The 11781-nt window shown below is 48.0% G+C and carries 11 protein-coding genes; 4 read left to right on the top strand and 7 right to left on the bottom strand.

Translation table 11 applies throughout. The features are described 5' to 3' along the window. Positions 1-49 precede the first annotated feature (49 nt). The gene (locus QT990_RS01870; RefSeq protein ID WP_333141396.1) at positions 50-388 is read right to left on the bottom strand and encodes a DUF3593 domain-containing protein; all 339 of its coding nucleotides are present in this window, start codon (positions 386-388) and stop codon (positions 50-52) included. A gap of 297 nt (positions 389-685) precedes the next feature. Next, a complete protein-coding gene (locus tag QT990_RS01865) occupies positions 686-1336 on the bottom strand; it encodes an ATP-binding protein (RefSeq protein WP_333464845.1) in 651 nt (216 codons plus the stop codon). A 630-nt stretch (positions 1337-1966) separates the two neighbouring features. Here QT990_RS01865 and QT990_RS01860 point away from each other — a divergent pair. After that, positions 1967-2671, top strand: a complete 705-nt coding sequence (locus tag QT990_RS01860) for a pentapeptide repeat-containing protein (protein WP_333464844.1) — start codon at positions 1967-1969, stop codon at positions 2669-2671. Positions 2672-2775: 104 nt separating this feature from the next. Here the strand turns inward: QT990_RS01860 and QT990_RS01855 are convergent, their stop codons facing one another. The 3 genes from QT990_RS01855 to QT990_RS01845 all read right to left on the bottom strand — a co-directional run bounded on the left by QT990_RS01855 (position 2776) and on the right by QT990_RS01845 (position 6595). Continuing rightward, positions 2776-3492, bottom strand: a complete 717-nt coding sequence (locus tag QT990_RS01855; protein ID WP_333464843.1) for an alpha/beta fold hydrolase — start codon at positions 3490-3492, stop codon at positions 2776-2778. 712 nt (positions 3493-4204) lie between these two features. Further along, on the bottom strand, positions 4205-5665 hold the full coding sequence (gatA, locus tag QT990_RS01850; protein ID WP_333306328.1) for an Asp-tRNA(Asn)/Glu-tRNA(Gln) amidotransferase subunit GatA: 1461 nt from the start codon (positions 5663-5665) through the stop codon (positions 4205-4207). Positions 5666-6424: 759 nt separating this feature from the next. Beyond that, on the bottom strand, positions 6425-6595 hold the full coding sequence (locus QT990_RS01845) for a hypothetical protein (RefSeq protein ID WP_333306300.1): 171 nt from the start codon (positions 6593-6595) through the stop codon (positions 6425-6427). A 159-nt stretch (positions 6596-6754) separates the two neighbouring features. Here QT990_RS01845 and QT990_RS01840 point away from each other — a divergent pair, with 159 nt between their 5' ends. The 3 genes from QT990_RS01840 (at position 6755) to QT990_RS01830 (ending at position 9611) form a co-directional block, all read left to right on the top strand. Further along, a complete protein-coding gene (locus tag QT990_RS01840; RefSeq protein ID WP_333287548.1) occupies positions 6755-7210 on the top strand; it encodes a helix-turn-helix domain-containing protein in 456 nt (151 codons plus the stop codon). 213 nt (positions 7211-7423) lie between these two features. Beyond that, positions 7424-8725 carry a serine hydrolase gene (locus tag QT990_RS01835; RefSeq protein WP_333306302.1) on the top strand — a complete coding sequence of 434 codons (1302 nt, stop codon included), beginning with the start codon at positions 7424-7426 and terminating at the stop codon, positions 8723-8725. A gap of 55 nt (positions 8726-8780) precedes the next feature. Then, positions 8781-9611 carry an alpha/beta hydrolase gene (locus QT990_RS01830; RefSeq protein WP_333306304.1) on the top strand — a complete coding sequence of 277 codons (831 nt, stop codon included), beginning with the start codon at positions 8781-8783 and terminating at the stop codon, positions 9609-9611. A gap of 134 nt (positions 9612-9745) precedes the next feature. Here QT990_RS01830 and QT990_RS01825 read toward each other — a convergent pair whose 3' ends face one another. Beyond that, entirely contained in the window at positions 9746-10024 is a 279-nt protein-coding gene (locus QT990_RS01825; RefSeq protein WP_333306306.1) for a DUF1816 domain-containing protein, read from the bottom strand. A 296-nt stretch (positions 10025-10320) separates the two neighbouring features. Further along, positions 10321-11754 (bottom strand): 23S rRNA (guanosine(2251)-2'-O)-methyltransferase RlmB, encoded by a 1434-nt coding sequence (gene rlmB / locus QT990_RS01820; protein ID WP_333306308.1) that lies wholly within the window; start codon positions 11752-11754, stop codon positions 10321-10323. Positions 11755-11781 lie beyond the last annotated feature (27 nt).

Genomic DNA, 11781 nt, shown 5'->3' with positions numbered 1-11781 from the left:
TTCTGGAGCATTTCTGCAGAGAGCAAATACCAAACTGAGGTGATCCCGGCTATTCTCCCCCATCTAAAAGACACTCTTGCTCCTCGTCGCCCTTCTGTGACGATGCTTTGGCTTTAATCACCGCTTCTCTAAAGCCTAAAACTAATAAAATATTGGCAAGTGTTAAGAATAGTTCCGCAGAACCGTGCAGCCAATCGACATTTGCTAGTGACTCGTTGTAGGCAACTTTTGCGTAAATTGCGGCGGGAATAGTCACCGCTACAAAAACGAGAGTGCCGTAAAAGCCCATCAGAGCTAAACGGGGTGTTTTTCCCGATCGAGTCAAAAACCAGAGAAATCCCAAGTAGGGAAATAGAGAGAGAACAAATAAAGTTTCTTTGGAAATCATTAGTAATGGGTGAGCGACCAGATACTATGATAAATTAAAAGCTCAAAAATTAGTGTGAATAATTTTTAACTTTTAATGTTTAGTTTTTTATATTTAATTAGACAGATGCACCCGTTTCTCTCGAACCGCTATAGAATCACCCAATACCATAGCTCTTAACCCAAGCCGCAGCAGGTTTGCCGTATTCAAAACCCCTCACCCACGCGGAGACAAAACCCGTAACTTTTCCCCTAACACCGTTTTTACCATAACACATTTTTCACCGTGCCAGTCTGTTAATTGTCCCTCACCCCAAAGCTACCCAGCAATTAGGAATAGAGACGGTTCCAAAGTTTTCTGTCTGCTAGGCATCAAGGAAGCATCGTTCAAAACCTCTAAATCCAAGCAGTTATTTCTCTCGGCTGCCATAATTTCCTTCAGCTTAGCATCAAAATCAAAACACGGCCCGCAATCCCAAACTTTGAGTTCCAACCGTCCGTTAAACACCCTAATTTCCAGTTGAACAGGAGTTTCTACTGGCAGATTTTTGTGAGCGTGGCGAACTGCATTTCTGAAACCTTCAGCCAAAGCTAACTGAAGCTTCCCCCAAACCTCATTAGGAATCGATAAATCTTTCAACTGTTCAAACCACAACAAAACTTGAGTTAAAGCATTCACATCTGTGTTGACTTGCAGGCTAATATGTTGAATACAAGTTTCATGCAGCTCTTCTTCCTGCTCTGTTTCAGTCTGCCAATCCCAGGTGTTTAATAAATTCATTAACCCATCTAAAACGCTAGCATTTTTTATATTTTGCGATCGAGTGCGATCTTCTACTTCGTAACTTTTACTCAGCCACAAACAATTTCGATTGTCGAGAGTCCGGGTGTAACTGAGATCGTCTGCAATCTGCCACATGAGTTTGATCCCCCTCCCGCCTTCTGCAAGTTGATCTATGCTGTTCGACATCTATTTTCCTCGTCTGAAAGTATTAGCTGTACCCAATTTTCCCACCCGCCGAGACATTTGGTATTTTTTTTATACTTGCTTGCTCGGTATTATTTCGGGGATCACACAAAAATGCTATCTTTTTTAGAGAAGGCAGCGCATCAGCAATATGTCTTAAGAGTCTAAGCCAATTGGCTTATTTACCGATCGCCTGTACGGAGAACGATCGCCCTCGGCAGCAAAATCCAACTGCATCTATTACAAATACTTATCCGTTGTCGGAGTCGGTCACTTGCCGCAGCCGTCGCCAGCTCCAGAATCCCTGGTATTCAGCGCCTTGTGACGGCCGTTGGAAGCTGTTCGGGAGCCGGGAAGTGGGCGCTGCGATCCCAAAGGCGTAAGTAATATCCGCGAGGGTGAGGGCGAGCGAACCTTACACCGTCGAGTCGCGTCCATCCACTAGACTAGGACTTACGCAAACAACCCTGTTTCTGCTCAGAATATTGGGTTGGGCAGCGAGGAATTAACGAGGAAACCGGGTTTTTGGTCCCCCGCGCGTAAGTCCCGCAGACAAATCGTTGATGAAAGGCAGTTACAGAACTTACCCCGACTATGACCAAAATCCAACTGAAAATTCTGACTGCAGCGATAATGCTACTCCCATTTTGCGCCGCACTTCCCTTACAAGCTCAAAATCTGTCTCTAGTCAAGCGGCTGCTAGAAACCAGAGGATGTCCCGGATGCGACTTATTTGGCGCTTCCTTGAGCCGTGCAGATTTGTTTGGCGCTTCCTTGAGCCGCGCCACTCTCAACAGGGCCGACTTAGTTGATGCCGACTTGACTGCGGCTGACTTAATGGAAGCTAATTTAAACAACGCCAACATGAGAAACGCCTTTTTGGCTGACGCCGACCTCAGCAAAGCCGACATGAGCAGGGCAGACATCAGGGGAGCCAACTTAGAAAATGCCAACCTCAGCGAGAGTTTTCTGCGAGACGCATCGCTCCAGTTGGCTAATTTAAAATGCAGTAATTTGAGCGCCGCCAAACTAAATAGAACCGACCTGAGAAATGCCGATTTAAGCGGTGCAAATCTCAGGGGTGCCGACCTCCAAGAAGCCGATTTAAGCGGTGCAAATCTCAGCGGTGCAGACCTGAGAAATGCCGACTTGAGGGATGCGAGATTGAACAAAACTAATCTCACAGATGCCAATCTTTGCGGTGCCCGGATGCCAGACCAAAAAACATCTCGGCGAGGCTGCGAAGTTAAGAAAGAACAAGCTATAAGCACGAACAATTACTGTAGTTACTGCTATGCCTTAAATGACTGGTGGCTGAATGTATTAAGGTTGTACTAAGCGGTATCATCGGGATAACTGCTCCGCTTTAGATATGTACAGTTAGAAGGGCGAGCAGGCGGTACAGATATTAAACTTAACCTGTTACCGCCAATAGCTTTTATCTACTGTGAAGAACCTAAAAATTGGCTCAGTATTTGCAGATATTCTTCGCCCCCGATATGTGCCACATTAGTGTGACCTCCATCAGGAACTATGTACAACTGTTTGGGCTCAGGTGCTGCATCAAACAGTTTTTTGGTCATTTCCACTGGAACTACATTGTCAGCAGCCCCGTGAATAAACAGCACAGGCATTTGCAGGCGATCGACTTTTGAAAGAGAATCAAACCGCTGTGTCAGCAAAACATCGATCGGAAACATCCAAAACAGCCCTTTTTGGAAATTCACCATCGCCCGCGTGGAAGTAAAAGAGCCTTCTACAATTACCCCTGCCGCCTCCGGGTGACGCACGGCTAGATCGATCGCGATCGCCCCTCCCAAAGAATGACCGTAGAGATAAATTTGATTCGGGTTAATCCCCCGCTGTTTCACCAAATAATCCCAAGCAAGCTGAGCATCCTCATAAACCTGAGATTCACTCGGAAAATCGCCCTGGCTTTTTCCATAACCACGATAATCCATCACAAATACCGACAAACCTAACCCATGAAATCGATAAGCGTGTTCGACATTTGCTCCCACATTTGAAGCATTGCCGTGTAGATACAAAACTACCTTCCCTAGCCCCAGGGCGGTTTCATTCTTGGTAGGGGCCGTGCCCCCGTGCCGGCCCTTTTTGCCAGAAACCCCCATTCGATGGTTGGTGGCGGGGGTAGGCACGGGGGCACTACCCCTACAAAAACCTCGTTTTTGGTGAGAATCAAACAGCCCTGCCCCTAACCCCCCCTTGTTAAGGGGGGGAACCGGAGCGACGGCCGGTCTCTCACTTTGCGGGGACGTTCCGACTCCTCTAGCTCCCCCCCTTGGCAAGGGGGGGCTGGGGGGGGTATCCAAGTCTGGGGTGTTAACAGAGGGAGAGGGAACAGCCTCCCCCTTTCTTGCTCCCCCCCTTGGCAAGGGGGGGCTGGGGGGGGTATCCGAGTCTCCGGTGTTAACAGTGTTAACAGAGGGAACAGCCTCCCCCTTTCTTGCTCCCCCCCTTAGCAAGGGGGGGCTGGGGGGATTTTCCGAGGCAGGAATCCACCACCCGTGCACGCTGTCCACCGCGCCTGTTTTAGTTGAAATTGGCAACCAAACATCTTGATATTTCAACTGAAAAGCATCTGGCGTAGTTTCGATCGCGCGCGCGGGAAAAAAGATAAACTTACCTTGCGCTACAAAGAGGAATACACAAGCAGCAGAATAAGCAACGGCCAAAACTATCCCAAAAGCTATTAGCGATTTAGACAAAAGGAATACTAGCAGATTGTTCATAGATAGAGCACGCGGGAAATTAGATATCGCTCAAAAGCTAATGGCAAATTATTAATTCAGACAATTAGCCAAGATCGATTACTAACCTCCGCCACCGTATTCCGCCGAGTTTCAAAAATTAATGCAATTCGGGGTGGTGTAAGTGCCAATTCGTAGACTGTTCGTAAGCGTGAGCCACCTGAAACAGCCGAGATTCTTGCAAAACATTACCAATCAGTTGTATACCCACGGGCAGTCCTTTATCATCAAATCCGCAGGGCAAACTCAACGCTGGCAAACCAGCAAGATTCACGGGAATAGTCATCAAATCTGACAAATACATACTCAGGGGGTCATTGAATTTTTCGCCTGCCTTAAATGCGGTAGTAGGAGCAGTGGGACAGACTAAAACATCAACTTGAGAAAAAGCTTTTTCAAAGTCTTCTTTAATCAAAGTCCGAACTTTTTGAGCTTTTAGATAATAGGCATCGTAATATCCAGCCGACAATACGTAAGTGCCGATCGCAATCCGGCGTTTAACTTCCGCACCGAACCCTTGAGAGCGGGTTTTGGCATACATATCCAAAAGATTATCGGAGTCGGGAGACCGGAAACCGTACTTAACTCCATCATATCGCGCCAAATTTGCCGAAGCTTCCGAGGGAGCAATAATGTAGTAAGTGGGCAAACCGTAGCGGAACCGGGGACAAGAAATGACTTGAATTTCTGCGCCCAATTGTTGAAATTGCTCGATCGCCTTAGTAACAGCGTCTTTAACCCCGGAGTCCAGCCCTACACCAAAAGTTTCTTTAATTACACCAATTCTAATCTGACCCTTTGGTCGCAAACTGGGTCTTAAAGCTTGAGCGTAGTCAGGAATTGGGACATTAAGACTCGTGGAATCTCTCGGATCATAACCGGCGATCGCCCCCAACAAAATCGCCGAATCCTCAACAGTCCGGCCAAAGGGCCCGATTTGATCGAGAGAAGAAGCATAGGCCACCAAACCGTAGCGAGAAACCAACCCATAAGTCGGTTTCAGCCCCACCAACCCGCAAAAAGCAGCAGGTTGGCGGATTGAGCCCCCAGTATCCGAACCCAAACTCACGACGCATTCTCCAGCGGCTACCGCTGCGGCAGAACCGCCAGAAGACCCTCCGGGCACGCGCTCCAAGTCCCAAGGATTCGCGGTAACTTGATAGGCAGAAGTTTCTGTCGAGCTCCCCATTGCAAACTCGTCCATATTCGCCTTACCCACAATCACCGCACCGGCTGCTTGGAGTTTCGAGACGACGGTGGCATCGTAGGGAGGCACAAAATTCTCCAAAATCCGAGAGGCGCAGGTTGTGGGAACGCCCTCGGTGCACATATTATCTTTAACGGCGATCGGGATGCCGGCCAACAGGCCAATTTGCTCTCCGGCTGCGATTTGGGCATCCACTTTATGGGCCTGCGCCAATGCGCTGTCTGCCGTCACGCACAGAAAGCTTTTCAACTTCGGCTCTAGCTGGGTAATTCGGTCTAATGCTTCTTGAGTAATTTCCACAGCAGAGCGTTCTTTATTGACCAGTTGTCGGTGCAACTCGCGGATGGATGCCATGCTCGTACCTTTATCATTTCTACTTTGAGACAATACAGTTAATATAACTGGCAATTGTACCTGCTTACAGCCCGAAGGCAAAGTCGGCTATTTTTGTGGCGAAAGTTCGAGCCTCGAAGAGGGCTCCGCTAACGGGCGATCGGTCATTTTATATACAATAGATTAAATTCCCAAAATCCCACGGGCCACCAAATAGCGATCGAGTTTTTTACCTAATTTTTTAACAAACCAAGAATGCAACTGTATCAGGACTGATGCAAAAAGTGGTTTGACCCGATATTTATATGAGTAAGGGGTAAGGTGTGCAATGCGACCCCTACATAATTAGGTTCGGTCTCCAAGAATGTCTATGCAAGATCGCAATCATTAGGAAATCAGTCATTCCAAATTCTGTAATCTAAATTCTAAAATATTACAGCCCAGTTTGTCCTCGATGCAACCCAGGATTTATGGTAGAAAAATATAGTATTAAAAATTAACTCATCCTAGATTATGACTGCTTTATTCCGGGAACTATTCAGACTCTAATAAAATTTTTGTTTTAACCAATTCCCAATTGTGTTAGATTAGATATATTTAATGTAGCATATGAGCCTGATTTTTTAGGCAATTAATCGCGTCCTGAAACTCACGCAAAAGATGAACGAAAAAGAGAAAATGATGCTAAGAAAATATTAGAGTATGGCGGTCTATACCCTAATAATTAGGGTCAGATTATGAAGAGCAGTTTTTTAGTCAACAATGACTGAAAGTTATCAGTCAGCCGAGTGAATTAATGGCGGCGGCGCGATCGAAGAAAATAGCGATCGACCTTTTCCGATCCACGCCCATTGTGCCAAAGGTCAAAAAGCCTGTCAGAAATCTGAGGTTCACAAAAAAGCTCGGAACGCTCACCGCCACGCCGAAGTCTCCTGTTGCGCGCACCTGCAAAAAAACAGCAGTCCTTCCTCAAATGCGACTAGCTGCGTGCATCTGGGGTAAAAAAAGCTACTTATTTGCCCGAACGATCCCCAGGAAAATAATTTCATCCGGAATTATCCCCAAAACCAAAGATATATGGTAAGAAGTTCCCGATGCCCCGTTGGAGGAATGCCACCTAAAGCTCACTTAGAATCCCACCTGACGGCAGAGGAACTCAAAATTCGCTACCGGCAGGCACAAAACACCACAGAGTCGCGCCGCTGGCACTTGCTGCTGTTAGTGTCCCGAAATTGGACTATCAAACAAGCAGCCCAAGTCGTAGGCCTCAACTACGACTACGCCAAAGAAATTGTCCAGCGCTATAACCGAGAAGGGCCTAACTCTGTCAGAAACCGCAGCGGAGACCGCCAGCCCCCTCCTGCAAAATCCTTGCTGAATCCTGAACAGCAAGAAGAACTGCGACAAGCCCTGCTAGGCCCTGCCCCCGACGGCGGAGACTGGACAGGCCCCAAAGTCGCTCACTGGATTGCCGAAAAGATCGGTAGCGATCATGTCTGGCCCCAACGCGGCTGGGATTACCTCAAGCGGTTGGGTGCTGACTGGCGACGGCGGCGCAGAAAGTAGATAGTTCCCAATATTTAGAGGGGGTTGATTGCCTTCGTGCGATCGCTCCCTTTATTTTAGTTATCTTGCCACATTGGCGCGAGCGAACTATTTTAGATTTCAGATTTTAGATTGAAGAAAAAATCTAAAATCTAAAATCTAAAATCTAAAATCGTTTGACTGATGTAACAATAGCTGCTTATATAGAATTTGGTTGTGTTGAGGATGTTAAATATGCCAGAACTCAGGCGTTTTTTGTCGATCGCCAACAAGATGGCGGCAGTAGTAGCCGGCATTGGACTGGTTCAGATGTTAACCATCGCAAGTTCATTCTCTCAATCATCTAACCCACGTTCCCTAGACGAACTCTACAAAATTCGCGATGGGCTAATCGCCGAATTAGAAAAACCCTCCTCTCCCTCCCCAGAACCAAGCATCCTTTCCGGCTTAGTTCCCTTCGCAGCCAATCCTCAAGAACAACTGCTACAGCAGTTGCAAGCAGTAGAAGCTCAAATATTAGTAGAACAGAGGGCTAAGGACAACTTACAGCAAGCAGTCCGTTTAGCCAACAGAGCCGTAGAAACTAAAGGGCAGCCAAATAAGTCGATCGAATCTTCGCAGCAAACTCAATTTTTCTGGCATCAAGCCCTCAACAACTTGCAGGAAGTTCCTCAAAATTCATTTTTAGCTTCCCTCACTGCCTCAAAAACTCAAGAATACCGGGAAAATTTAACAGCAGCAACCTTTCAAGTGCAGCAAGCAAAATCTGATTTGTTGGGTGCGCTTGCCAGGGAAAGCGGTTTGTCGGCTCAAGCTTCGATCGGCATTTGCAACCTTTCTAGAGAGTGCGTAAACCTCCGGGGCGATGTGCCTCCTGCCAGTCCGGCCAGCTTAATTAAATTGCCGATTGCTGTCGCCCTGATGCAAAAAGTCGAAAAAGAAAAAATTAGTCTGAACCAGGAAGTATTAGTCACTCGCGGTAATTTCACCGAAGACGCATCGGCAAAGATTAGGTCTAATCGCAATTACCCGCTACAGCTACTGTTAGAAGAAATGATCTATCGCAGCAGCAATATCGCCACCAATCAACTAATCGATTATTTAGGTTCGGATTACATCAATCAATATTTAGATAATAGCGGCTACGAAGTCACCCGCGTCAACTTCAAATTAATGGGGGAAAGAATTATGCCCTCCAACCCCGGTTCTGGTCGCAACCGCCTGACTGCTAACGAACTCACGGAAATGATGGTGCAAATTTACAACGGCGAAACACCCGGTGCTAAACTGTTAATAGAAACTCTCAACCGCCAGTACGATCACGCTCTGGGATTTGCCGCTTTAAAAGGAACTAAAGCTCAGTGGTTGGGCGAAAAAACTGGCCAAAATTCGCGGGTACTCGGCACAACTTTAGCGATGAGCATTGACGACGAGGCCTATGTGATTACTGTGATTGACAGCCGCAGCGGCGAGCTACAAATGCGCCAGTCTATTTCTAAAATTGCCGATTACATGGTCCGAAACCCCAGCTTTTAAGCGCTGGAATATACAATTTATAGCGGGGACAACGCACCGCCCAAACAGTTAAAAAATGCCGCATCAACAACTCAGTGTTTCCGTCAAAGGCAAAGGGTTTCCTATTCTCTGCTTGCACGGCCATCCAGGTTCCGGCGATTGTATGTCGGTCTTTACAGAACACCTATCAAAGCGGTTCCAAACGATCGCCCCAGACTTGCGCGGATACGGCAACAGCCGCACCTCAACTTTCTTTGAAATGACCGATCATCTGGTCGATTTAGAAGCACTATTAGACAGATTAGGAGTCGATCGGTGTTTGGTGATCGGATGGTCTTTGGGAGGGATTTTAGCCCTAGAATTAGCCATGAAATATCCCCAGCGAGTCACCGGTTTGATTTTACTTGCATCCGCAGCCAAACCGCGAGGAAGTCATCCTCCCATCTCTTGGCAAGATAACCTTTACACCGGTTTAGCCGGAATTATAAATTGGGTGATACCGGGTTGGCAGTGGAATATTGATACTTTTGCTAGGCGATCGCTCTTTCGCTACTTGATACAGCAGCATACCGCCACCCCTTACCGCTACTTAGCACAGGCAGGTACCCCCGCCTACCTAAAGACTTCCAACACGGCCACCAAGGCGTTAAATACCGCTCTGAGGGCTGGATACGATCGACTGATCCACCTGGGCGACATTCAATGTCCCAGCTTGGTGCTCGCCGGAGAGGGCGATCGGCACATCACCTCAGCATCCAGTTTAGAAACCGCCCGCCACCTCCACGATTGTCAGTGGCAGTGTTATCCCAATACAGCCCACTTGTTCCCTTGGGAAATTCCCGATCGGGTACTCGCAGACATCGATCGTTGGATGGAGAGTCACCCCGAAGCAGTGGGCAATTGCTAGTCTTAAGTTTGGAGTTTGTCAGAAGGAATTAATCACCCAACACTCAACAGTTTTGAAGTTATAAATCACAACTCAAAACCGCACAGCGTTGCGAGGGAAGCGTAGGCCTCTCAAAACTCAAAATTCCCCTGCTTCTACTGACTGCTCAAAACCGGCCACAGCCCTCCATCACCAAGCTTTCCCAAATCTTCTGCAACTGTCAAAGTAATTGGTTTGCAGCGGTGAATCGAAACACTAACACCTTCTGCCCCTTCATTTTCTATGTCTTCTACATATCCTGCTTTTGCAGCTTCCGCCTCTCCATTGGTTAAGAACGGGCCAAAATAGTAAATGCACCGCGGCGCTGAAGTTTTAACTTCAACCCACCAAGCCAATCCGAAAAAATTGAGCAAGCTAATCAAGAATTCTTTCATCTGCTTTTCTTCTAATGTATTTGACGGTGTTTTCAGGGTGCTGCGAACACGCCTAGGCTTTTGTTATTTACACGTGGCTGACTGCTACCAAGGACCGACACAAACCTATTTAAATATATCTAAATAGATTTGTGTCGAATTCCTGTTTGAACCTAGGGGCCAGGCCCCTTCTACTTTCGCCTGAACAAGTAACGACAGTCGATCGGCTATCCTTACTTGTTCCGGGTGTGGTGCTGCTCAATTCTGGGCAGCATTCACAATAAACTACTCTGTTGTGCTCTTTTTTTCAAGCACCTTTACGATCCGTGTACGTGAAACTTTTTGGGCCCGCGCTGACGGTAAATTTCGTATAAAGCCATCCCCGTTGCTACCGAGACATTCAGGCTAGGAGTATGGCCCCTTAAAGGAATTGAAACTAATCCGTCACATCCGCGCTGTATCAAAAGGCTCAAACCGTCAGCTTCACCACCCACCACTAAAACAGTGGGCCCGGAGAACTTGACTGTCTCTATAGATTGACCGACGCCTGCTGCAGTCCCATAAATCCAGAATCCAGCCTCTTTGAGTTCTTCCAGCGCCCGGTTAAGATTGACAACCCTCGCCACGGGCAGGCTTTCCAATGCCCCTGCTGCCACTTTTCTCACTGCTGAGGTAATCCCAACAGCCCGTCGCTGCGGAATCACCATGCCCTGAGATCCCAATGCTTCTGCGGTGCGAATAATCGCCCCTAGATTGTGCGGGTCGTTGAGTCCTTCTGCTACCACAATTACTGGATCTTCGCAAGCCGACTTAGCCTTTGCGATCAGTTCGCTCAAATCCAGGTATTCGTAGGCTGATACTTGAGCTGCTACGCCTTGATGGTTTGCTTTGCGCGTGATGTAGTCGAGGCGCAAATCGTCAACTTCGTCAATGATGCTGCCGTTGGCTTTGGCTTCGGTTAGCAAGCTGTGAAAGCGGGGATCGTAGCGCAGGTGGGGGACAACCCAGATCCGGTTGAGGACTTGGTTTGTTTCTAAAGCTGCTTGCACCGCATGGCGGCCGTAAATCATGTCGTCTGTGTCTGCGTCTGGTTGCACGACTGTATTTGAGGCAGTGTCAACAGGGCGAGTGTCTCTGTCTTTGTCTCTGTCTCTGAAATGGTTGCCCCGGAATTCCTGCGGGCTATTGTCTTTGTCTCTGTCTTTGTAATAATTGCCCCTCGATTCCTGCGGACTGCTGTCTCTGTTTCTGTCTCGGAAATTGTTGCGGGCCGGCTGCGGGCTGCTGTCTCTGTCTCTGTCTCGGAAATTGTTGCGGGCCGGCTGCGGGCTGCTGTCTCTGTCTCTGTCTCTGTCTCGGAAATTGTTGCGGGCCGGCTGCGGGCTGCTGTCTCTGTCTCGGAAATTGTTGCGGGCCGGCTGCGGGCTACTATCTCTGTCTCTGTCTTGGTAATAATTGCCGCGGGATTCCTGCGGGCTGCTGTCTCTGTCTTTGAAATGATTATTTCTGCGAATTTCCGGTTGGCTGTCGGAATCGACTCTCCGTTTGAAAATTGCTCTCACGGGCATTTCTCGCGATTGCGGGGCGAAGGTCGATCGCTTTTGAGGGGCGTCTACTCCGCGAGTATCGGGACGGGGCTTGCGTTCAAAGCGGGGAGAGGATGGTTGTGAGTCCTGACGGCGGCCTTCGCTTTTGAATGGCTTGCTGTCGGAATTCGATCGCGAAAAGTTGGGTTTGGTAAATTTTCTCATTGGTTTCTTGTGGTCAAAAGGTTTTGG

It is taken from the genome of Microcoleus sp. T3_B1, from assembly GCF_036700445.1.
GTDB lineage: Bacteria > Cyanobacteriota > Cyanobacteriia > Cyanobacteriales > Microcoleaceae > Microcoleus.
This window is presented reverse-complemented; position numbering and strand designations above follow the sequence as displayed.

Excerpts from the sequence above, each read along its gene's own strand:
- QT990_RS01870 (WP_333141396.1), bottom strand. The coding sequence starts at position 388 with ATGATTTCCAAAGAAACTTTATTTGTTCTCTCTCTATTTCCCTACTTG.
- QT990_RS01865 (WP_333464845.1), bottom strand. The coding sequence starts at position 1,336 with ATGTCGAACAGCATAGATCAACTTGCAGAAGGCGGGAGGGGGATCAAA.
- QT990_RS01860 (WP_333464844.1), top strand. The coding sequence starts at position 1,967 with ATGCTACTCCCATTTTGCGCCGCACTTCCCTTACAAGCTCAAAATCTG.
- gatA (WP_333306328.1), bottom strand. The coding sequence starts at position 5,665 with ATGGCATCCATCCGCGAGTTGCACCGACAACTGGTCAATAAAGAACGC.
- QT990_RS01840 (WP_333287548.1), top strand. The coding sequence starts at position 6,755 with ATGCCACCTAAAGCTCACTTAGAATCCCACCTGACGGCAGAGGAACTC.
- QT990_RS01835 (WP_333306302.1), top strand. The coding sequence starts at position 7,424 with ATGCCAGAACTCAGGCGTTTTTTGTCGATCGCCAACAAGATGGCGGCA.
- QT990_RS01830 (WP_333306304.1), top strand. The coding sequence starts at position 8,781 with ATGCCGCATCAACAACTCAGTGTTTCCGTCAAAGGCAAAGGGTTTCCT.
- QT990_RS01825 (WP_333306306.1), bottom strand. The coding sequence starts at position 10,024 with ATGAAAGAATTCTTGATTAGCTTGCTCAATTTTTTCGGATTGGCTTGG.
- rlmB (WP_333306308.1), bottom strand. The coding sequence starts at position 11,754 with ATGAGAAAATTTACCAAACCCAACTTTTCGCGATCGAATTCCGACAGC.